Source organism: Desulfitibacter alkalitolerans DSM 16504 (assembly GCF_000620305.1).
GTDB classification, from domain to species: Bacteria; Bacillota; DSM-16504; order Desulfitibacterales; family Desulfitibacteraceae; genus Desulfitibacter; species Desulfitibacter alkalitolerans.
This window is the reverse complement of the sequence record NZ_KK211107.1, coordinates 14841-35648: the sequence shown is the minus strand read 5'-3', so window position 1 is coordinate 35648 and position 20808 is coordinate 14841. Positions and strand designations below refer to the sequence as shown.

The following is a 20808-nucleotide window of genomic DNA, read 5'->3' as shown; positions in this document are numbered from 1 at the left end:
ATTTCACGTACCCGAGCAAATAAAATTATGCACTTTTTTGGGGACCTTGTAAATTCATTGAGAAAAAAATGTCGAAATTTCACGAGTGAACGATGAGATTTTAAAAACAAGTAGTTACACCCAAAGTAGCAGCTAGATGCAAAGAGATGTTTTAATTAGTTGTGGAGGGGTATATGAAAAAATACATAGTAGAAATTAAATTTAGAAGCTTTAAAGATTTCAAGAATACCAGGAGGTGTATCGAGGAGCATATAATCAAGCTTATGGGCAGAGATAAAAGTTTATTCATGAGAGTTGCATTTAATGAAGCTCTTAACAATGCTCTGTTTCATGGAAATGGGGGAGATCAGGAAAAATATATTACCGTAAAGCTTAGGACAATAGGGTCAAGACTGATTATGCGAATCAAGGATTCAGGTGAGGGCTTTAGATGGATACATAAAATATTTTAATCATGAGTTTGTAAAAAAATTAGGCTACCCGCCAAATGAAGTACTAAATGAGCATTTTAGCAGGTTTAGATATGTTGGTAAGACCAGGTCTAAATTTAGATCTCTGAATTTATTAAACAGGCTAAAAAGCGATGGCTTACTGGAACTGCTTTCAGAAGAAAGATATAGTGAATTGGTTTCTTTTGAAAATGTTCTAGTATATGTTCAGGAGGTTGTAAATAATGGCAACCATGATGATATTTCTGCAGTTTGTGTTACCATAAAGTAACTATAAAATAAAATTTTTGGATTAAGGAAGGTGTTTCTGTGAAAAGAATCAATTCTAAATTGCATATTAGCTCACTAAACAGGGTTCCCTTGGGAATAAAACTAAAAATAATAGCTTCCATAATAGTAGCCTTGCTGGTTAGTCCGACTATTGCAGTTTTTATAAACGACCTGGTTCAAAAAACGGGTCTTGTTTATGGAAACATAGCTGTTTATGTGGCCACGGCTATTAATCTGTTAGTTGTATCAACTATTATTCTTATCTGTCTTAACATTATCGTCTTAAATCCTATAAAGGTTTTAGCCGGTAAATTAGAGCTTGCCGGTGACGGTGACCTAACAGCCCAGGTAGACTTTAAAACCAGGGATGAAATAAAGGCCCTGGGCGATTTATTCAATATGATGCTGATAAACCAATCACAAATCATAGCCGATGTGAGACAAAAATCCAAGCATGTCGTGGAAGCGGCAACGGAGATGTCCATATCCATGGAGCAAATAAGCAAGGCAACAAATCAAATTACCACTTCAATTCAGGAGGTGGCCAGCAATTCTGAGGAGCAGAACTCTTCTGTTGTGGAAACCTCCAAGGCTCTGCTGCACCTGTCCAGCCTAGTTCAATTGGCCCAGACAAAAGCAAAGGAAGCCAATGAAATATCAGAGCACACCAGAAAAAAGGCTGTAGAGGGCAAGGATAAGGTGCAGGAAACTGTTCAGGCCATGGAAATGATCAGTGAAAAGACCAATGAGGCAGTTGCAATTATTGAGGAGCTTGACAAGGTTTCTAAAGCAATTGGAGAGATAAGTACAACAATTAATAACATTGCAGAACAGACAAACCTGCTGGCCTTAAATGCAGCTATAGAGGCTGCCAGGGCCGGGGAGCATGGAAGGGGCTTTGCCGTTGTAGCAGATGAGGTCCGACAATTGGCAGAGGAGTCAAACAAGGGTGCAGGTGAAATAGCCAAGCTCATAAATGAAATGTCAAATAAAACAACCACTGCAGTTGGTTCAATTAATCAGGGCAAGGCAGCTGTAGATAAGGGAGTCGCCATAGTAAGTGAAACAGAAGATGCCTTTGCGCAAATTATAGAGGCTGTTAATAAAACAGAAGAAATGATAGACACCATAGTGGATATTACCAGGGATGAGGTTGCAACCTCAGACGAGATACTTAGACTAATTGAGAGTGTAGGCAAAATATCTGAAAAAACAGCCTCCTACAGCCAGGATGTATCAGCCTCAGCCGAAGAACAAGCCGCCACTCTAGAATCCCTGTCTGAAATAGCCAGGCAGACCAGAAATGTTGCAACTGAAATGGAGGCAGCTGTGGAGAAATTCAAAGTATCGGCTTAAGATTTGTTCATATATCCCCATAACCATACATATATATCTAAAAAGATATTATCACCTTACACCTGAACTTAGGATGTAAGGTGAAATTATGTTGGGAGGGGACAAGGTGCGAAGGCTGGTAGCCCTAACATTTCTATTTGTTTTAATTGGAATAATCATAGTGCCTGTATTAATTGTAAGTAACTTTAAACAAGCAGAAAAGCCTCCTGCAATTGTGGAAACAAGTGAATACAACATTACAGTATATTTTCATGAAACAGGTGAAACCAGGGTAATGTCGTTAGACTCCTACCTTGTAGGGGTTCTGGCAGCAGAAATGCCTGCAGAGTTTGAGCTTGAGGCACTGAAGGCACAGGCTGTAGCTGCCAGGACCTATGCTTTAAGAAGACTTACACTGAACACCAACAATAGTGTTCACCCGGAAGCAGCAGTGTGTACCAATCCAAATCATTGTCAGGCTCATATGTCATCTGAGGACATGAAATCCAGATGGGGGATGGTAAACTACTTTAGATACAAGAGTAAGATGGAGGAGGCAGTCTATTCTACTAAGGATATGGTGCTCACATATGAAGGACGCCTTATAGAGCCTGTATACCACTCAACAAGTAATGGTAAAACAGAGAATTCAGAGGATGTGTGGTTAAACAAGATACCCTACCTCCGTAGTGTAGAAAGCCCGTGGGATAAGGATTCCCCCCGTTTTCAGGAGACAAAAACCCTGACAGTAAGTCAGGTGGATGCAGCACTTGGAACAAATCTGGAGGCTTTACCGGTGTCAGCCATGCAGGGTACAAACCAAAATGTAATCAGGGTATTGGAGACCACATCAACCAATAGGATCAAAAAGCTAAATATTGACGGCAGGACATTAATGGGGACTGACGTACGAGCAGCCCTTGGCCTAAATTCTACCCATTTTGGCTGGCAGCTGCAGGGAGACAGGATCACCTTTGTAACAAGGGGCTTTGGCCATGGTGTGGGCATGAGCCAGTATGGAGCTAATGGCATGGCAAAAGCAGGTGCCACCTATGAAGAGATTTTAAAGCACTATTATACCGGAGTTAAACTGGAAAAGCTTCAGTAACCAGGGGGACGGTTGTGTGCCACGAAAAACAGACTCATAGAAAGATAACTTAAGAGTTTAGGCTCTATGAAAGATGAAGGAAGGCCCTTCGGAGTCAACATTCAGGTGTGGGCTCCAAACCACCTTAAGCTGCTGTGGTCAAAAGCCATGGTGGTGAGCGTTAAGGAAAAGGCAAAGCTAAGACTTTGTCAGGTGAGAATCATGGAGATGAGTACAAGCGAATCACCGTTCAAGTGTCGAAACATGGAAAAGAAGTCATCAAAACTAGGATCTAACCGTCATTCTAGGATAAGTATAGAGGAGACCTGATTACCGACTATATGGTGACCGGCATAGAGGTGACATGAACATGATTTAGGCTTTTATAGGGAACGTGGGAACCTACGACTCTGATGCTAACGGAAAAACCACAAATGGGAAACCCCCATAAGGGTGAAATACGGATGCAGAGTATAGGGGCGGAATAGACCGTAGTAATGATGAAGCTTCTGTAATGGAAGTGGAGTGAAGGGTAGCGAAAGCGAACTATATTATTCAGTTTTGAGTATCAGTCAACCAGAAATGGGAGGAGCTAATGAACAAAACAAAGCCGTTTAGAATACCAAAACAAATAGTACAAGAAGCCTATGAGAAAGTGAAAGCGAATAAAGGCTCTGCAGGTATCGACGAAGTAAGTCTAAAAGAATTTGAAAAAGACCTTAAAAACAATCTGTACAAAATATGGAACAGGATGTCGTCTGGAACATACTTTCCCCCAGCAGTAAAAGCAGTTGATATACCAAAGAAAAATGGTGGGATAAGAGTACTAGGAATACCGACAGTAGCAGACAGAATAGCACAAATGGTAGTAAAAATCCATTTTGAACCAAAAGTAGAACCCTACTTTCTGGAAGACTCCTATGGGTACCGTCCGAATAAGTCAGCAATAGAAGCAGTAGGCATTACCAGACAGAGGTGCTGGGAATATGACTGGGTACTAGAGTTCGATATTAAAGGACTATTTGACAATATAGACCATGAACTCCTGATGAAGGCAGTACACAAACACACAAAGGAGAAATGGGAAATATTGTACATTGAGAGATGGTTAAAGGCACCTTTTCAAAAAGCAGATGGAACAGAGATAAAAAGAGACTCTGGAACACCGCAAGGTGGTGTCATTAGTCCGATACTTGCAAATCTATTCATGCACTATGCATTTGATAAATGGATGAAAATAAATTATCCCAATAACCCATGGGCAAGATATGCAGATGATGGAGTAGTACATTGCTCAACCTTAGAAGAAACAGAAAACATACTAGAAACGCTAACAGCAAGATTTAAGAACATAGGGCTAGAATTGCATCCAGACAAGACCCGAATAGTATATTGCAAAGATGACAATAGAAAAGGAAGTCACACTCAAGAGAAATTTGACTTTCTAGGATATACTTTTAGGTCAAGGCTTGCCAAGAACAGACGAGGAGAGTACTTCATAACATTCTCGCCAGCAATAAGTAACAAAGCAAGCAAGGCAATAAAACAAAATGTGAGAAATATGAACCTTCAATTTCGAACAAATCGAGAAATCAATGATTTGGCAGACCTTCTAAATCCCAAGATAAGGGGATGGATAAACTACTATGGTAGTTTTTGCAAATCGGAATTAACCCCTGTGCTTAAATATATCAACAAAACCTTGCAAAAATGGGTACGAAGAAAGTATAAGAATATCAATGGAAGCAAAGCTAGAGCTAGGAGATGGCTCATCAAAGTAGCAGAGGCAGTTCCTCAACTTTTTGTGCATTGGAAACTTGGTATAATTAACGACTGAATAATGGGAGCCGGATGAGCTGAGAGGTTCACGTCCGGTTCTGGGAGAGCCTGTGGGTGAGACTCCCATGGGCTACTCACCCTTCTGGCTAAAACTCCTCATCACCCAAGTTTAAAAAAAGCAATTTATGGAAACAATAAACTTGAGGTGATGTTTAGTGAAAAAAATCAAAATACCGGACTTTTTAAAAGCATATAAAAAATTAGATTTAAGCAGGGCAAAAAGTAAAGCAAGGCATTATTTTGGATCATTTAAAGAAAAGGCTGTGTCAACTACAAAGAGAATCACCAGGGCAGCAGGCAGCATGATTGGGCATTTGAAAGCCAGGGTGGTTAAAATGCCAAAGTCAGCCCTTTTGGCTGCTGTTATAATAGCTGCAGCAGCTATAGGTTCAGCTGCATATTATTCAGGAATTATAAATACTAATTTTAAAGAAGAGACTCCCTATGTAGAGGTAAACCTGGAACAGGAGCCTGAGGTAAAGACAGTGCCATCGGCAATACCGGAAGTTCCAGATGTTATTGGAACTCCCTCTTATCCTGAGAAAGAGCAGAAGGAAGCTAACCCCAGCACTAATCAAAGCCAGAGCCCAGGCCCCAGCCAGAGCCCAGGCCCCAACGCTAACAAAAACGCAAATACTCCTGAGACCAATATGGCAGCAGACAATAAAACCGACTTAAGCCTTATTGCTCCTGCTGAGGGAAGGGTAATTAGAGAATTTGGCTTTAACTACAGCAAAACCTATAAGGATTACAGGTTCCATGACGGAATAGACATTGAAGTTCCCCAAGGTGCCCCTGTCCTAGCTGCTGCGGCCGGCAAGGTGGCAAAGGTGGCCTTTACGGAAATTGAAGGCTATTCCATTACCATAGAACATGGATCTTACCTTCAGACCCACTACAAGCATCTTACAAAGGTTTCTGCTGCACGGGGGGATACTGTTACCCAGGGGCAGGAAATAGGCAGGATTACAGACGCCGACTCTTATCTGCATTTTGGAATTACCCATAAAGGCAATAAGGAAGATCCCCAAAAATATTTACAATAGCAGCAGGCATTGCAGCTGTCACTAAAGTAGTGTATACTATCATTGTATACACTATTATTGTGTGCACTATTATTGTGAAGGAGGCATGAAGGGTGAAGAATATAACTTTCAATATTGATGAGGATGTTATAGAAAAAGCCAGGGCTAAAGCCCAAATGAATAAGACCACTTTAAACAGCCTGGTTAAGGAATGGCTTAGTGATTATATAAAAAATACAAATATATCCAGGGAATTAGACAGCTTTATGTCAAAAACAAATTATGTGGAAGCAGGAAGGAGCTTTAGCAGGGATGAATATAACGAAAGATAGATACTTTATTGACACGAATATTATCATTTATCTGTTTTCAAAAAAAGAACCTGCTAAACAAAAAGCAGCCAAGGAAATTTTAAATAACGCACACATAACTGGCAAAGGAGTTATTAGCTATCAAGTTATTCAAGAGTTTTGCAATGCTGCTCTTAAAAAATTTGAAGTACCTTTAAGTTTGGAGGATTGTAAAACCTTTATAAATAATTTTATGTTTCCTATATGTGGCATTTATCCTGGGATTGACATTATTAATACCGGCATGGATATAAAATTTGAAACAGGATATGGTTTTTATGACAGCCTTATCTTGGCCGCAGCTTATAAGGATAATTGTAAAGTAATATACAGTGAAGATTTAACTTCAGGACAAAAAATAAGAGATATGGTTATTTATAATCCATTTCTTTAATGGCAATTACCCAAAACCTTAAAGCCACCTTGACTGCCTTTAATACCAGAGGCAGTTTTTTATGCTCACCATTTTAAATAAAAATGTGATAATAGAAACAAAATAACTAACAATTATGTGATTTATTGACTTACAGCCGGTAATGTGGCTCCGTGTCCGTTTTTCCATGAACAACCTGCGCCTGGACAATGACCTGCTGAATATTCCGCTGTTCATGGCTGATTATGCCCATAAAATCATTGGGATGGCATTAAAACAGATGGAGAGTTAGCCAAAACCTTAAAGCCGCCTTAAAAATATGCCAAAAACAGTTAATAACTTTAATGATAATGAATGTTCTTTTTGTGACCAAAGCCTCATATAGATTAAAAGAAAAATAACCAAAAGGGAGGCCCTTTGGATGCAAGATTACATTCGTCAGCGGGTTTTAGATATTTCCAGGTATATAATAAAGGAGGGCACAACAGTACGCTCTACTGCCAATATTTTTGGAGTAAGTAAAAGTACAGTACATAAGGATGTTACAGAGAGATTGCCCAAAATCAATGAAGAATTGTTTTTAGAGGTAAAGAAAATTTTAGAAAATAACAAGGCGGAAAGACACATTAGAGGCGGAGAAGCCACCAGGAAAAAATATAAGCAAAATAATGTATCTTGAACCAAATTTTTTAAAGGATTTTATTTTTTTTTGGAGAATTGTGGACGTATTACTGATTTAATTCATTATTTTGCAAGGGACAAGCATAAGCAGAAGGGAGATATATATGTTTGGCTGGGGTACTGATATTGGCGTAGATTTAGGAACAGCAACAGTTTTAGTTTTTGTTAAGGGAAAGGGAATTGTGTTGAATGAGCCATCAGTTGTGGCTATTGACAAAAAGACAGGCCAGATATTTGCAGTTGGAGAGGCTGCACGAAAGATGCTTGGTAGAACACCAGGCAATATTGTGGCTATTAGACCTTTAAGAGAAGGCGTTATAGCTGACTATGATTCAACAGAGAGAATGCTCAGGTACTTCATAGAAAAGGCCTGCGGCAGGAAATTCTTCTTCAAACCCCGGGTAATGGTCTGCATCCCCTCGGGAGTAACTGGTGTAGAGGAAAGGGCAGTTAGAGAGGCAGCCATGCAGGCTGGTGCAAGGCAGGCTTATTTAATCGAGGAACCCATGGCCGCTGCTTTAGGAGCAGGACTTGATATTTCTGATGCCAATGGAACCATGGTAGTTGACATTGGTGGAGGAACTACAGACGTTGCCGTATTATCCCTGGGTGGTATAGTTTGCTCCAAATCACTGCGTGTTGGCGGGGACAAATTTGATGAGGCAATAGTACGCTACATACGCAGAGAATTTAATCTGATGATAGGTGAAAGAAGTGCAGAGGAGCTTAAGATACATATTGGTACGGCCTATATTAAAAGCGCCAAGGCAGATGCTGTCATGGATGTGCGGGGAAGAGACCTGGTATCAGGCCTGCCTAAAACAGTTCCTATTTCAGGAAAGCAGATCCACCATGCAATCCTTGAACCAGTGGAAGCAATAGTTGCAGGTGTCAAGGAGGTACTTGAAAAAACTCCCCCAGAGCTTGCATCTGATATTATAAATAAGGGTGTAGTCATGACCGGAGGCGGTGCCATGCTGCACGGCCTAGATGAACTGCTTCAGGATGAAACAGGATTACCCATCCACCTGGCAGATGATCCCATCTCATGTGTAGCACTAGGCACAGGAAAAGCCCTGCAGATGCTTGATGTATTAAAGGACACAGGCATGGTTTCCAAAGGATTGGTTTAAAGTAAAAGCCAGTTGTCGCCAAACAGGCTGATGACTGGCTTTTTATTTTTCAAATTCAAACTATTGTTGCTAATAATTGTATATGATTTTGTTTTCTATGTTGTTAATGGCTATCCTGAATTTCAGGATAAAAAAATAATCACCCTGCACTGCCATGTAGGGTGATTAAAATAAATTAATCACTTATGTGGCAACCGCACCATGCGGTACCGATTACCTTATATATATAATATCATAAACAGGGCAAAAACAAACAGATTTTAATATTCTTTAAGATTTTTTTCACAGCTTGCTATGTTGCTAAAATCCTTGTCATCGTGCAGCAAATAAAGATCATTGTCTATTGCTGTTTGAGCTATTAATAAATCCACAGTGCTTCGTATAGTAAAGCCATTTTTTCTGCAGTTATAATAGATCAAAGCAGCTGCTTTGTATGAACTTATTTCGTCTTTTAAATTATAGAATGTTTGGGTAACTAGATAATCATCTAGAAGCTTAAACTCTTTATCAGTTTTGGCCCCCTGCAGCAGTTCCTGATAAATAAGATTATTTATCCCAAATGGTATGTCATGTTGAAGAATCGCCTCAAATTTTTTTACCTGTTCAGTAGTGTTGCCTTTAAAAAAACTAATCAAAATTGAAGTATCAACTAAGATCATTCAGATTTTCCTTCCCTCATTTTCTTGTGATTGTAATCCTCGGAAAAGGAAATTTTTCCTTTTAATTCTAGTAAACTCTTCCTTTTATGATTGGCAACATACTGCTTTAAAGCCATATGGATTAATTCCTTTTTTGTTTTTGCTTTGCTCAGTTTTAAGGCCTCTTTTAATAATTCTTCATCTAAAACAATATTTGTCCTCATGGATACACACTCCCTCATACACATATTAATACACACTAAAGCCACTTGTCAACATTTTGTATCATTTATCATGTAATTCCTCATACTAAAACTAATGATTTTAATTGTATAGGGGATTTAGAATTACATGAAAAAGTTTTTGTTTTTACTAGTCCTTCTGCTTACAGCACCCATGTATTTACCAGTATCATCCAGCCTGTCGCCTGATACATATAGCTTGCCCCAAAACTGGGAGGAAAGTTACATAGAAGAAAATAGGCTTGAGAATCATTTTAGTCTCATAGAGGATAGCCTGCCAGAGAGACATTACAATGATATACAAGAAAGCCATTACAACATACAAGATAGTAAACTAGAAGATCACGACACCGCCCTAGAAGACAGCAGGCTGCATGAACATAATATTGATATTAAAATACAAGATAGTAAACTAGAAGCACCAAAACCAATAAAAAGAGAGCAGCCCTTCGAACAAGCAAGGCCTAAGGAAACTGCTGAAGAGCATAAGCACCTTGCCCATCAACAAAGAAACAGCAAGACAGATAACCTAAACATATTATTTATTGGAGCAGATAGGGATGGGCTGCTGATGACTGCCATCTATAGTATTAACTACAAGGGCAAAAAAGAAAATTTTAAATCCGGAAGTGTTTTCTTCCCTGGTAACATGCAGATCATATATGACGGCAAAACTTATTTGCTTCAGGAATTATTTAAGGACCTGGGAAAAGATGATTATAGCCGCATCATGGTCAATATATTAGAACAGCTAATGGATATTCATATTGCCTATCATGTCATCATTGATAAGGCAGTTTTAACAGAGGCAGAAAAAATTCTTGATCCCATAATAGTAGATGGGACAAGGATTAACCTTGAGGACATATTTGAGATGCCGGCATCTGACAAGGATAAGACCGTTCTGGGTCAGCTTATGGAGCAGTTTACCAGGCCAACAGCCTTTTTCTATAAGCTCCCTGCCCTGGTTATTAAATCATCACGTCATATAAAAACAGACTTCCCCTTAACCCCGGAAAATCTCTGGCTCCACTTCCGCATAGCCAGGGATGTGAATAGGGAGGAAATAGATAAAGTTATCCTGGACAAAAACATCCCTGAGGATATACTCAAGGATATAATCTATAGAATCACAAACTAGAATAAAAAAGGAAACAAGTAATTTGGTCTCCTCAACTTATACTTTCTGATAAAAGAAGCCCCAGTTTTTATCAACTGGGGCTTTAATAGTTCCATTACCTTTAAAGAGCTATTCTTTTTGCTGTGCGGTTATTTGAGTATTTTAGCTCTTCTTCTAGATCCATGATCTCTACCAAGATTTTTACCTTGTCATTACTCTTGGCATTTCTGTAATCCCTCAGAAGAGTGTTTCTCTTATACTCGAGATAATTTGGCCTTTTTGTCATGTCCTCACTTCCTTTCACGAAATAATTACTAAAGATTGAATTTTTAAAATATATAAAAATCTAATGCTAAATCAAGTAAGATGGACTGCTGCCCCTATGTAATAACTTTACATTCTAGACAGTCTTTGTCGTTTTATCTGATATCATTATAGCATGCAACTTTGTGAAAATAAATACTTTAACAAAATAATACCTTTAGAATACAAGTTTGACAAGTATTTTACCACAAAAATTGAATTGTCTAATTCGTATATATAAGCAGGTAGTCAGTAGAAATGTGTCGAATAATTAAACAAAAAGAATTTAGAACCCAGAACCCAGAACCCAGAACCCAGAATTCAGAATTCAGAAGAAAGCCTGCTGGAGTAAATATCTTATTCTGGCTGCTGTAAAATTCGGGGACGTTCCTTTAGGTGGGTCCCCATACATTAGAGGTGACTAAAAATGCCCAAAAAGCCCCTGATTATAATTACTTTATCAGTTTACATGGCCATATTATTATTGGTCTCATCCCTGGGGAGTGCTGTAGGCTCATCTACCCCTCAACCAGGCAGTCAGGAAGATCCCCTGGTTACAAAATCCTATGTGGAAAGATATCTTAATGAAAGAATAACACCTCTGGAAAATGCCATAAAAAATCTTACTAATCAGGTTGCCCAGCTGGAAAAAAGGGTCAATGAGCTAAAGCAAAGCCTTAAACCACCTATCAGGCTGATACTTAATAATAAGACGGCCCATGTAGGTGAACAATCTCATGCCTTGGAAACAGCCCCCTTCACAGTGGATGGAAGAACAATGGTACCCTTCAGATTTATAGGGGAGGCCCTGGGCGCAAGGGTGGATTGGGAGCCTGCCACAAGGACAGTATCCTATGTGCTGGGTGATACAAGGATTGAGTTTCCCATAGGCTCAACAACAGTAATGATAAATGGAAGGGTCCAAAAGGTAGATGTGCCTGCCAGTCTTGTAAATGGCAGAACCTTTGTCCCTGTGAGAATGGTTAGTGAGCAGTTAGGTGCCAGGGTGGACTGGAACCCTAATGCCCGACAAGTTACCATTTTCCCCTAAAACTTGTTATATTAATTTGAAAAATATTTATGGTATAATATACCCTGAAACATTTTGCATGTCTTTAGCGTCTAATTTATTGGTTAGTTGTTTAGTTGGTTAGTTAGAAAACTGGTAAGTTGGAAAGGGTTTAGGTTTTATTCTGACTCCTGACTTCTGCCTTCTGCCTTCTGTATTCTGACTTCTGTATTCCGAGATAGGAGGTTAACCCAAAAATGCGTAAGAATATATTCGGGGACATTTCCCGAGGATATATCAGGGGTGTGTCCCCATTCCTTGTTGCATTTATTATTTTCATGATGCTGGGTCTCCTTTTCTTCTGGTATGACAGTACCCAACAACAAGCAGCCATTGAAAATGGTGAGGAGACTGAAGAAGAGGAAGAAATGATAGACCCAATGAATATACTTATCCTAGGTCTTGACGTGGCAAAGGGCAGCACGGGCAGAACAGACACCATCATGCTCTTAAGCTTCAGGCCAGACAGGGATGAGGTTTATCTCATGTCCATACCCAGGGATACAAGGGTAAAGATAAAGGGAAGCAATGACAAAATTAACGCTGCCTACGCATATGGCGGTGCAGAACTTGCAAGAAAGACAATAGAAGAATTTCTAGATATTGAAATTGATCATCATATTGTATTAAACTATGAAGCCTTTGTGACCCTCATTGATCTGTCAGGCGGTATTGAGGTAGATGTTCCTGTTCGCATGTATGTTCCTGATGAAAACATCAACCTGCAGCCAGGGCTTCAAAAACTAGACGGGGCGGGGGCCCTGGCATATGCCCGTTTCCGCGGGACAACCGAGGGAGATCTGGGCAGGGCCAAAAGGCAGCAGGAAATCATCAAACTTCTAGTTGATGAGCTTCTTAAGCCTAAAATGGTTATTAAGCTGCCTCAGATAATCCAGACCATGACAGACTATGTTGAGCATGATTTTTCTACTACTGAGCTTATGAAGTTTGCGGCAGCAGCTGCCAAGGCCAAAAACAAGCCAATTGAATCCCTGATACTTCCTGGAACCAACCAAAAGATTAGCGGCATCTGGTACTATATTGCCAATGAAAAAAAGCTGCCGGAGGTAGTTGAGAATTTTCAATAATTAGCGATTAGGTGGAAAGTTGGACAGCAGAAAGGAAAACAGGAAACAGAAAAGAAGAATAGGGCCTAGCTTTTTTCTAACTCTGACTTGACTAATAGGTTTTATGTTTTTGGGGTTCTATTCTTAATTCTGACTCCTGTATTTGACTTCTGGCTTCTAAGTTCGGGGACGTTCCTTTAGGTGGGTCCCCATACATAAACCGAAGAAAGGTGAGCTGCCATGAGAAGGAAAAGAAGCTTCTATAATAAAATTAAGAATTTCTTTTGGCAAGAGCTGGATGAAGACGGCAATCCAATTAAATATGAAGAAGAGTATGAGGAAGACATTAAAATATATGGTAATGAAAACAATGATGGAGGATCGTTCCAATCCACGAACGGGGACGTTCCTTCAGGTGGGTCCCCATACCATAAGTTCGGGGACGTTCCTTCAGGTGGGTCCCCATACCTTGCCGCAGCTGTTCTTGTTTTTGCTGCTTTTGTTTTTGCCTTTAGCGGCTATTTATTTGCTACCCATTGGTTTGCAGGGGGCATTGCCCATGGTGACGATGGCAAGCCCATAGATGTGGGTGGATTTTTTTCCAAGAAAAAGGAAGATAATATAGAAAAGATTTTAATTATTGGTGTGGATGAAAGACCTGGAGAAGGCGCCAGGGCTGACACAGTTGTCCTGGCAATTATAAATACTACAAATCCGGAGCTCAAGCTCCTGTCAATTCCCAGAGATACACGGGTAGTAATTCCCAGACGTGGAAATGATAAAATCAACCATGCCCAGGCCTATGGAGGAGCAAAGCTCCTTACAGAAACAGTAAGTGATTTCTTAGACATTAAGGTTGATAAATATGTCCAGCTAAACTTTAACAGCTTTAAAGAGGTTGTGGATATACTAGGTGGTATAGAATACACTGTTGAAAGCAGAATGTTTTATCCTGATGAAAACATAGACTTAAGAGCAGGCAAGCAGATGCTAAATGGTGACAAGGCCCTTCAGTATGTCCGTTACCGCAGTGACGGCAGGGGAGATGTGGGCCGGGTTGAACGGCAGCAGAAGTTCATGATGGAATTCATTGACCAGAAGCTTGAACTAAAGAATGTACTTAAGATTCCTGAGCTGGTAGGAGAAATAAACCGCAGTGTAAGAACCAACCTGAGTATTGCTGAAATGGTTTCTATTGGCATGGCTATGAAAGAGCTGGAATCTGAAAAAGTACACACAGAAATGCTCCCAGGTGAACCGAAATATATAGGTGGGGTCAGCTACTGGATACCCAGCACCCAGAACCTGGATGATATCTTTGTTATAGAGGTAGAAAAAGAGAACCCAGAAGACAGTTACCAGAATTCACAAGAATAAAGAATACAGAATTCAGAAGAATAAAGACTAGTCCTTTTTTAGGCCCTTATTCTGACTCCTGACTTCTGACTTCTGACATCTGACATCTGCTCTATAGAGGTGTGTCCCCATACCTTAATCCCATAAGTTCGGGGACATTCCTCGGCCATAAAGCTAGACCATAAATAGAGGTGTGTCCCCATACCTTAAGGAGTTTAAAAAATGAAAGTAGACATTCTAGGCTGCAATGTGGATAGAATCGGCATGAATGAAACCCTGCAAAAAATCGAAGAATTCATCCAATCGGGAAAGCCCCATCATATAATCACTTTAAACGCCGAAATCATCTACAAGGCACAAAGTGACTCCAGATTAAAGGAAATTATCAATGAGGCAGATCTAGTTACACCTGACGGTTCAGGGGTGGTCTGGGCTTCCAGGTACTTAAATGCCCCAGTACCAGAGAGGGTAACAGGCATAGACCTCACACTGAGGCTGGCAGAGCTGGCACCAAAGAAGGGCTGGACCTTCTATTTTTATGGAGGCGCCCCTGCAGTTGCGGAAGCTGCTGCAGAGAATCTCCAGAAAAAGCATAAGGGACTGCAGGTAGCAGGCACATGCCATGGTTACATATCTGAAACTGAAAAGCAAAACCTCCTTGCAAACATAAGGAAAAAGAAACCAGACATTCTTCTGGTAGCCCTGGGAGCACCTAGGCAGGAATTTTGGATAAGGGACCACCAAAAAAACCTGCAGGTCCCCGTATGTATAGGAGTAGGAGGCAGCCTTGATGTCATATCAGGCAGGGCCAAAAGAGCCCCAGTGTTCTTCCAAAAGGCAGGCCTGGAGTGGCTCTACCGCCTCATGAAGGAACCCCACAGGATAGGCCGCATGACAGCCCTGCCCAAGTTCTCCCTCCTGGTGAGATTAAAAGGCAGAAGACAGTAGACAGAAGCCAGTAGACAGAAGATAAAACAGCAGAGGCCTATCTTTTAAAGTCTTTAAGTTCGGGGACATTCCTCGGCCATAAAGATATACATTATTGTAACTGAGGTGTGTCCCCATTCCTTGAATAAATTTTTAAGGAAGCAGGAATTATTCCCATGTTTGTCTAATATATTAAGTTGGAAGATTTTTCTTAATAAATTCGGGGACATTCCTGCACTCCGGATAGCAGATAACCAGTTTGGGCAGGTGTGTCCCCATACATTAACCAAAAAAGTTAAAAAACTTTTAAACTTTTTGAAGGGATAATGAACCCAACTTGCGTATTAAATAGTGTAGGACAAATTAAGTTAGTTCCCAGAATAAGGTTTTAGAATTTCAGGTTTTAAGATTTTCTTCTGAATTCTGACTTCTGTATTCTGAATTCTAAGGAAATCTCCTGAATTCTGACTCCCGTATTCTGAAACTATACACCCTTTAGGTTAATATGCTGACGTAGAAATAACTAATATTGAAAGGAGTGATGTTTCACTTAGGGGAACATTAAAAATGTACTTATCTTTTCAATAACCGTCTTGCTGCACTAGTGGAAAAACCGGAAGAAACAAAAATCGATCTTTGAAAACACAAAAAGGGGGAAATAATAAGGTATGAAGAGATCATTAGTAGTAGTTTTAACCATCGCGATCCTTCTCTTCGCTTTCGCCGGCCTTGCAGTTGCTGAAAGTCGTTTTCCAGATGTATCAGGCAGTTTAGCGAATCCTGTAGAAAGATTAGCAAATCTAGAAATTTTGCAAGGTTATCCTGATGGAACTTTCAGACCCGATGGTTCAATCACTCGTGCTGAGTTTGCTGCAGTAGCAGTTCGTGCACTTGGATTGGATATAGCTGCAGAGGCATCAAAAGGGATGACTAAATTCTCAGATGTATCTGCTAGTCACTGGGCATCTGGTTTTATCAATGTTGCAACACAACAAGGTATCATTGTGGGATATCCCGATGGTACATTTAAGCCTGAAGCTAATGTAACTCACGCCGAAGCTTTAGCAATGATAGTTAGACTGTTAGGCTATGAAAACACTCTAGTTGGAGCATGGCCAACAAATTATCTTGTAAAAGCAGCCCAGTTAGGACTAACTAGAAATGTAAGTATTGTAGCTAATTCACCAGCTACTCGTGGTCAAGTTGCAATATTTACTAACAATGCATTAGATACTCCTATGTGGGAACTATCGGAAACTGATAGAGATGGAAGACAGGTATTTAGAGAGGGAGGTACTCTATTAGAGAGATCCCTAAGAGTTATTAAAGTTACAGAAGTTGAAGTTACAGGTGTTCCATACGCTGACGATAGCTTAAAAGCAAACGAAGCTAGATTTGCTGGTGATGGACTTGCTACTAGCAAATTTGTAGTAAGAGCAGCTGGAGTAAATGCTAATGACTTGGTAGTTGGCGCTAGTTATGACGTTTGGGTTCGTGATGACAATCGTGACGGTACTTTACAAGCATCAGAAAACACAATTCTTGCGATTGAATCAAGAAGTACCATAGTAACTGGTTTTGTTAAGGAAGTAAAGGATGGACGTATTGAGCTTAAAGATGGTACTAGACATTTATTAAAAACTAGAACCGCATCAGCTGGTACTAACCTATACTTCAATAATTCAGATACTGCAGTAGTAGTAACCACTAGTGTTGCTGATAACGATCTTGATGCTCACTTTACTGGAACTGCTAATGTTGGATTAAAGAATGCGTATATCCAAATGATTAAAGATACCAATAACCGTATCGAGGTTGCTTATGTATATCAGAATACTGGATATGGCAACGTAAATACAAGTGTTATTGTAAGCTCAATGAACTACAGCAAGCCTGAAATCAGCTTTAACCGTCCAGGAACTGATGTTGTTACAAGATTGAACCTAGAAGACAAGAAAGCATATGTTAAGTTAGATGGCAAGTGGGTTGATTTAGAAAAGATCGAAAAAGGCCATGTTCTTAATATCTACCAGAATGGTGATGCTTACCTAATCTTTGCTTCTAGTGAAACAGTAGAAGGCAATCTAGTTAGATCACAGTCAGGTGGAATAGGTCCTAGCCCTGGTATGGGAACCCTTGTTTTAGACAAGAATGTTCCAGTGGCTCATAGAGCTGGATATTCAAAAGAAGGTGGATCACCAAGTACAGCTGCTAACTTTGCAGATTTTGCTGACTTCGCTGGCAATAATGTAAAGGTTTGGCTGAACTTCTTTGGTCAAGCAGTATTTGTAGATGGTAAAAGAGATGTTTCCACAACTGACGTAATTGCTGGACATTGGAGAAATGTAGGCGGTTTTGGTAACGAACGTGAAGTTAGAGTATTTACTCTAGCTGGAGATGTGGTTACTTATAAATCCAAGAATAATGATGCTGTAACTAAGATTGGTGCGTTAGGTATTCCAGAGGCTCCTGCTACTTCAACGAATCCACCATCTAAGCGTATCCTTGATTTAGCTCTAGATAGTGATGGTAAATTTACTGCTGAAACAGCTTTGCAAACTTCAAGAGTAACCAATGATGCTAATTTCACCGTAATTGACAAGGATAATAATCGTGTGACTCTTGGTGATACTTCACGCCGTGTGACTGCAGATACTAAGTTTATCGACGCTAGAAGCTGGGACATTACAGATTGGGAAGTTTACAGCTGGACTGAGTTTAGAAATTCAACTTATTCAGGATCCGGAACTGCTAACTTCAAGCTTACCTCTACAGGTGTTGTTGACTATGTAGTAATTACTGCTTGGGCAGGATTAAATATCCAAGCAAGTGATGTACAGTATGGTATTAAGACTGCTAACTCAAAGGCTGGTACTAAAGACTATATTACTGTAAAAGTATCTGGTCAAACAGCAACATATGAGCTTGATAGTGGAACCATACCAAGTAACAATGTACCTATCGAGTTTACTATTTCATCAAGTGATAAGATAACTATAAGAGACGCATCAGCAAGAACAGTAACTGGTTATGTATATACAATAGACAGAAATGCGTTACAGCTTGTATACACATCAGATATAGAAGGTGAAGGTGCTCAAGTTATAGTTGCTTTACATGAAGATGTTCAGGTTTATAAGGATAGCGACGTAAAAGATCTATACGACATTAATGCAAGAGATGAATTTGAAAACCAGGCGGGAACAAGAGTAACCTTGTTATGGGATACTGACAACCTAGTCAGGGTAATAAGGATACACTAATGCTCGGTCGGAACCAGAAAGCCTGACGGCTTTCCAGTTCCTCCCAAAAGGGGTCAGTCCCCCATCACTTTAACGTGATAAAGTATCTGAAATAAGGAACAGCCTCTTGCGGAGCAATCTGCAGGAGGTTGTTTTTCTTTTATTTGACGGACAGTTCTTTTTATGTATCAGCTCTGAAGAGTAAAAATTCTTCGGGCTAATATTCGACAAAAACACCCCAAGAAGTGCTAAATATGAGATAATATTACTATAGAAATGTAGTAATAAAAGCATATAATGGGGGATGAATCATGGCAACTAGAAAAGAAAAAAGAGAACAGGAAAAAAACACAAATTATTTCTTCGAGTTCATCAAAATTGCTCGGTCGGAACCAGAAAGCCTGGCTTTCCAGTTCCTCCCAAAAGGGGTCAGTCCCCCATCACTTTAACGTGATAAAGTATCTGAAATAAGAAACAGCCTCTTGCGGAGCAATCTGCAGGAGGTTGTTTTTCTTTTATTTGACGGACAGTTCTTTTTATGTATCAAATTAATTGAATGATTATTTTGCAGGTGATATAATTAATATAAAAGCGTTAAACATTAATTAAGAGAAGGTGCTTATATGCCAACTATAAGTATGTTTTATGGCATAATTATTAGAATGTTTTGTGCCCCTGAAGAACATAATCCGCCACATTTTCATGCTTATTACGGAGAATATAAGGCGATTATTGATATAAAAAGCTGTGAGATGATAGAAGGAAATCTACCCAAAAAGCAGCTAAAGCTAGTTTTAGCATGGGCTGAATTGAGACAGGAAGAATTATTAGCAAACTGGACATTAGCAATGAATAGCGAACTTCCTTATAAAATTGATCCACTAAAATAAAGGGGGTGTAATTAATGTATTTAGCTATTATAGATGTAAAGCCTTTAAGTGATTGCTCGGTCGGAACCAGAAAGCCTGACAGTTTTCCAGTTCCTCCCAAAAGGGGTCAGTCCCCCTGCAGGAGGCTGTTTTTCTTTTATTTGACAGACAGTCCTTTTTATGTATCAAATTAATTGAATGATTATTTTGCAGGTGATATAATTAATATAAAAGAGTTAAGCATTAATTAAGAGATGCCAACTGTAAGTATGTTTTATGGCATAATAATAGAATGTTTTGTGCCCCTGAAGAACATAATCCACCACATTTTCATGCTTATTACGGAGAATATAAGGCGATTATTGATATAAAAAGCTGTGAGATGATAGAAGGAAATCTACCCAAAAAGCAGCTAAAGCTAGTTTTAACATGGGCTGAATTGAGACAGGAAGAATTATTAGCAAACTGGACATTAGCAATGAATAGCGAACTTCCTTATAAAATTGATCCACTAAAACAGAGGGTGTAATTAAGGGTCCCAACAGGGGTCAGTCCCCCATCACTTATTCTTGGGTACAAAAACACAGGAAAAAAGATTAAAATAGTTGGTCCAATTTAGGAGAATAGAACATGAAGTTATATTTTGATATGAATGTATATAATAGGATATTTGACAATCAGACACATATGAGGGTACGTTTTGAAGCTATGGCAATTGATATCTTGTTTGAACTTATTGAAAAAGGAAACTATAAACTTGTGTGGTCTTTTATTTTGGAGTATGAGAATAATAGAAATCCTTTTATAGAGAGAAAGTTTCACATTCAATCAATTTCTACTTTATGCAAAGAAATCATAAAACCTAATGATGAAATTAAACTAATAGCCAAAGACATAGTAAAAGGTTCAAATGCTAAAAATAAGGATGCTTTACACCTTGCATCTGCAGTAAATGGTAATTGCGATTATTTTATAACCTGTGATGATAAATTAATAAAAACAATAGATAATAATTGGGATAGCTTGAAGGATACAATTGGAAATATTAGACTATATAATCCTGTAGATTTTCTTAGGAAGGAGATGGATATTGATGTTATCGAATGAGAGAACTAAATTTACTGATAAAGAAATAATAGAAAAAGGCTCTAGAGCATTGATAAAAGAATTAGGCTACTCTGGTTTTTTAAGGTTTATACGCCATTCCGAGGAAATAAGCAAAGATAACTATTTAGAATTAGAGGATGAGCTTTTTAAAGATATGTCCATAGATGAAATATATGATAATGCAAGAGAAAACTGGAGAAACAAGTAGAAAACAATAAAACAAATTCTTTGGAGGGGCTGCTGATTTCAGACCATTTTTGTTCGGAACCAGAAAGCCTGACAGTTTTCCAGTTCCTCCCAAAAGGGGTCAGTCCCTTATCACTTAG

At 39.3% G+C, this 20808-nt stretch carries 25 protein-coding genes and 1 pseudogene; 23 read left to right on the top strand and 3 right to left on the bottom strand.

From position 1 onward, the window contains the following. The first annotated feature begins 173 nt into the window (after positions 1-173). The 11 genes from K364_RS0122030 to mreB all read left to right on the top strand — a co-directional run bounded on the left by K364_RS0122030 (position 174) and on the right by mreB (position 8542). Positions 174-452 carry an ATP-binding protein gene (locus tag K364_RS0122030; RefSeq protein ID WP_028309791.1) on the top strand — a complete coding sequence of 93 codons (279 nt, stop codon included), beginning with the start codon at positions 174-176 and terminating at the stop codon, positions 450-452. Continuing rightward, positions 418-720 carry a hypothetical protein gene (locus K364_RS0122025; RefSeq protein ID WP_028309790.1) on the top strand — a complete coding sequence of 101 codons (303 nt, stop codon included), beginning with the start codon at positions 418-420 and terminating at the stop codon, positions 718-720. The genes K364_RS0122030 and K364_RS0122025 overlap by 35 nt, the downstream gene beginning before the upstream one ends. A 38-nt stretch (positions 721-758) precedes the next feature. Further along, complete coding sequence (locus K364_RS25285) at positions 759-2075, top strand: methyl-accepting chemotaxis protein (RefSeq protein WP_051534328.1); 1317 nt, start codon at positions 759-761, stop codon at positions 2073-2075. A 106-nt stretch (positions 2076-2181) separates the two neighbouring features. Beyond that, positions 2182-3162: a stage II sporulation protein D gene (gene spoIID / locus K364_RS0122015; RefSeq protein ID WP_028309789.1), complete on the top strand. Its 981-nt coding sequence runs from the start codon at positions 2182-2184 to the stop codon at positions 3160-3162. 105 nt (positions 3163-3267) lie between these two features. Beyond that, positions 3268-3471 (top strand): hypothetical protein, encoded by a 204-nt coding sequence (locus K364_RS0122010; protein ID WP_156946394.1) that lies wholly within the window; start codon positions 3268-3270, stop codon positions 3469-3471. A gap of 265 nt (positions 3472-3736) precedes the next feature. After that, complete coding sequence (gene ltrA, locus K364_RS0122005; protein ID WP_028306901.1) at positions 3737-4978, top strand: group II intron reverse transcriptase/maturase; 1242 nt, start codon at positions 3737-3739, stop codon at positions 4976-4978. Positions 4979-5135: 157 nt separating this feature from the next. Beyond that, the gene (locus tag K364_RS25965; protein ID WP_028309788.1) at positions 5136-6026 is read left to right on the top strand and encodes a M23 family metallopeptidase; all 891 of its coding nucleotides are present in this window, start codon (positions 5136-5138) and stop codon (positions 6024-6026) included. A 92-nt stretch (positions 6027-6118) separates the two neighbouring features. Further along, complete coding sequence (locus tag K364_RS0121995; protein ID WP_028309787.1) at positions 6119-6337, top strand: DUF6364 family protein; 219 nt, start codon at positions 6119-6121, stop codon at positions 6335-6337. Then, entirely contained in the window at positions 6318-6749 is a 432-nt protein-coding gene (locus K364_RS0121990) for a PIN domain-containing protein (RefSeq protein ID WP_035270710.1), read from the top strand. Before K364_RS0121995 ends, K364_RS0121990 begins: the two co-directional genes overlap by 20 nt. Positions 6750-7149: 400 nt before the next feature. Next, positions 7150-7407 (top strand): sporulation transcriptional regulator SpoIIID, encoded by a 258-nt coding sequence (gene spoIIID / locus K364_RS0121985; protein WP_028309785.1) that lies wholly within the window; start codon positions 7150-7152, stop codon positions 7405-7407. A 106-nt stretch (positions 7408-7513) separates the two neighbouring features. After that, a complete protein-coding gene (gene mreB / locus K364_RS0121980) occupies positions 7514-8542 on the top strand; it encodes a rod shape-determining protein (protein ID WP_028309784.1) in 1029 nt (342 codons plus the stop codon). Between the two features lie 260 nt (positions 8543-8802). Here mreB and vapC read toward each other — a convergent pair whose 3' ends face one another. Next, positions 8803-9201 carry a type II toxin-antitoxin system VapC family toxin gene (gene vapC, locus K364_RS0121975; RefSeq protein WP_028309783.1) on the bottom strand — a complete coding sequence of 133 codons (399 nt, stop codon included), beginning with the start codon at positions 9199-9201 and terminating at the stop codon, positions 8803-8805. Beyond that, positions 9198-9404, bottom strand: a complete 207-nt coding sequence (locus tag K364_RS0121970; protein ID WP_028309782.1) for a type II toxin-antitoxin system VapB family antitoxin — start codon at positions 9402-9404, stop codon at positions 9198-9200. The genes vapC and K364_RS0121970 overlap by 4 nt, the downstream gene beginning before the upstream one ends. Positions 9405-9531: 127 nt before the next feature. On the opposite strand from K364_RS0121970, the gene K364_RS0121965 reads away from it, so the two are divergent. Then, entirely contained in the window at positions 9532-10563 is a 1032-nt protein-coding gene (locus K364_RS0121965; RefSeq protein ID WP_028309781.1) for a hypothetical protein, read from the top strand. 100 nt (positions 10564-10663) lie between these two features. Here the strand turns inward: K364_RS0121965 and K364_RS26895 are convergent, their stop codons facing one another. Next, the gene (locus K364_RS26895; RefSeq protein WP_156946554.1) at positions 10664-10828 is read right to left on the bottom strand and encodes a hypothetical protein; all 165 of its coding nucleotides are present in this window, start codon (positions 10826-10828) and stop codon (positions 10664-10666) included. A gap of 444 nt (positions 10829-11272) precedes the next feature. Between K364_RS26895 and K364_RS25960 the strand changes: the two genes are divergently transcribed. The 11 genes and pseudogenes from K364_RS25960 to K364_RS0121895 all read left to right on the top strand — a co-directional run bounded on the left by K364_RS25960 (position 11273) and on the right by K364_RS0121895 (position 20690). Further along, a complete protein-coding gene (locus K364_RS25960; protein WP_051534327.1) occupies positions 11273-11896 on the top strand; it encodes a stalk domain-containing protein in 624 nt (207 codons plus the stop codon). A 215-nt stretch (positions 11897-12111) separates the two neighbouring features. Continuing rightward, positions 12112-13002, top strand: coding sequence for an LCP family protein (locus tag K364_RS25275; protein ID WP_051534326.1), 891 nt, complete (start codon positions 12112-12114; stop codon positions 13000-13002). Positions 13003-13221: 219 nt separating this feature from the next. Further along, on the top strand, positions 13222-14358 hold the full coding sequence (locus K364_RS25955; RefSeq protein WP_051534325.1) for an LCP family protein: 1137 nt from the start codon (positions 13222-13224) through the stop codon (positions 14356-14358). A 201-nt stretch (positions 14359-14559) separates the two neighbouring features. Continuing rightward, positions 14560-15285: a WecB/TagA/CpsF family glycosyltransferase gene (locus K364_RS0121935; RefSeq protein ID WP_028309779.1), complete on the top strand. Its 726-nt coding sequence runs from the start codon at positions 14560-14562 to the stop codon at positions 15283-15285. A gap of 647 nt (positions 15286-15932) precedes the next feature. Further along, positions 15933-18527, top strand: coding sequence for an S-layer homology domain-containing protein (locus tag K364_RS0121925; protein ID WP_028309777.1), 2595 nt, complete (start codon positions 15933-15935; stop codon positions 18525-18527). Between the two features lie 290 nt (positions 18528-18817). Beyond that, positions 18818-18955 carry a hypothetical protein gene (locus tag K364_RS26890; protein WP_156946553.1) on the top strand — a complete coding sequence of 46 codons (138 nt, stop codon included), beginning with the start codon at positions 18818-18820 and terminating at the stop codon, positions 18953-18955. Positions 18956-19129: 174 nt separating this feature from the next. Beyond that, a complete protein-coding gene (locus tag K364_RS0121915) occupies positions 19130-19396 on the top strand; it encodes a DUF4160 domain-containing protein (protein WP_028309776.1) in 267 nt (88 codons plus the stop codon). A 14-nt stretch (positions 19397-19410) separates the two neighbouring features. Further along, the gene (locus tag K364_RS26885; protein WP_156946552.1) at positions 19411-19569 is read left to right on the top strand and encodes a hypothetical protein; all 159 of its coding nucleotides are present in this window, start codon (positions 19411-19413) and stop codon (positions 19567-19569) included. A 60-nt stretch (positions 19570-19629) separates the two neighbouring features. Beyond that, a pseudogene (locus K364_RS25265) lies at positions 19630-19904 on the top strand (DUF4160 domain-containing protein). A gap of 101 nt (positions 19905-20005) precedes the next feature. Continuing rightward, on the top strand, positions 20006-20482 hold the full coding sequence (locus K364_RS0121900) for a PIN domain-containing protein (protein ID WP_028309775.1): 477 nt from the start codon (positions 20006-20008) through the stop codon (positions 20480-20482). Then, positions 20469-20690: a hypothetical protein gene (locus K364_RS0121895; RefSeq protein ID WP_028309774.1), complete on the top strand. Its 222-nt coding sequence runs from the start codon at positions 20469-20471 to the stop codon at positions 20688-20690. The genes K364_RS0121900 and K364_RS0121895 overlap by 14 nt, the downstream gene beginning before the upstream one ends. The last annotated feature ends 118 nt before the right edge of the window (positions 20691-20808 follow it).

What these genes read in the sequence shown, in the direction of transcription:
- K364_RS0122030 (WP_028309791.1), top strand. Translation starts at nt 174, where the DNA reads ATGAAAAAATACATAGTAGAAATTAAATTTAGAAGCTTTAAAGATTTC.
- ltrA (WP_028306901.1), top strand. Translation starts at nt 3,737, where the DNA reads ATGAACAAAACAAAGCCGTTTAGAATACCAAAACAAATAGTACAAGAA.
- K364_RS0121990 (WP_035270710.1), top strand. Translation starts at nt 6,318, where the DNA reads ATGAATATAACGAAAGATAGATACTTTATTGACACGAATATTATCATT.
- spoIIID (WP_028309785.1), top strand. Translation starts at nt 7,150, where the DNA reads ATGCAAGATTACATTCGTCAGCGGGTTTTAGATATTTCCAGGTATATA.
- mreB (WP_028309784.1), top strand. Translation starts at nt 7,514, where the DNA reads ATGTTTGGCTGGGGTACTGATATTGGCGTAGATTTAGGAACAGCAACA.
- vapC (WP_028309783.1), bottom strand. Translation starts at nt 9,201, where the DNA reads ATGATCTTAGTTGATACTTCAATTTTGATTAGTTTTTTTAAAGGCAAC.
- K364_RS0121970 (WP_028309782.1), bottom strand. Translation starts at nt 9,404, where the DNA reads ATGAGGACAAATATTGTTTTAGATGAAGAATTATTAAAAGAGGCCTTA.
- K364_RS0121965 (WP_028309781.1), top strand. Translation starts at nt 9,532, where the DNA reads ATGAAAAAGTTTTTGTTTTTACTAGTCCTTCTGCTTACAGCACCCATG.
- K364_RS26895 (WP_156946554.1), bottom strand. Translation starts at nt 10,828, where the DNA reads ATGACAAAAAGGCCAAATTATCTCGAGTATAAGAGAAACACTCTTCTG.
- K364_RS25960 (WP_051534327.1), top strand. Translation starts at nt 11,273, where the DNA reads ATGCCCAAAAAGCCCCTGATTATAATTACTTTATCAGTTTACATGGCC.
- K364_RS25275 (WP_051534326.1), top strand. Translation starts at nt 12,112, where the DNA reads ATGCGTAAGAATATATTCGGGGACATTTCCCGAGGATATATCAGGGGT.
- K364_RS25955 (WP_051534325.1), top strand. Translation starts at nt 13,222, where the DNA reads ATGAGAAGGAAAAGAAGCTTCTATAATAAAATTAAGAATTTCTTTTGG.
- K364_RS0121935 (WP_028309779.1), top strand. Translation starts at nt 14,560, where the DNA reads ATGAAAGTAGACATTCTAGGCTGCAATGTGGATAGAATCGGCATGAAT.
- K364_RS0121925 (WP_028309777.1), top strand. Translation starts at nt 15,933, where the DNA reads ATGAAGAGATCATTAGTAGTAGTTTTAACCATCGCGATCCTTCTCTTC.
- K364_RS26890 (WP_156946553.1), top strand. Translation starts at nt 18,818, where the DNA reads ATGGCAACTAGAAAAGAAAAAAGAGAACAGGAAAAAAACACAAATTAT.
- K364_RS0121915 (WP_028309776.1), top strand. Translation starts at nt 19,130, where the DNA reads ATGCCAACTATAAGTATGTTTTATGGCATAATTATTAGAATGTTTTGT.
- K364_RS26885 (WP_156946552.1), top strand. Translation starts at nt 19,411, where the DNA reads ATGTATTTAGCTATTATAGATGTAAAGCCTTTAAGTGATTGCTCGGTC.
- K364_RS0121900 (WP_028309775.1), top strand. Translation starts at nt 20,006, where the DNA reads ATGAAGTTATATTTTGATATGAATGTATATAATAGGATATTTGACAAT.
- K364_RS0121895 (WP_028309774.1), top strand. Translation starts at nt 20,469, where the DNA reads ATGTTATCGAATGAGAGAACTAAATTTACTGATAAAGAAATAATAGAA.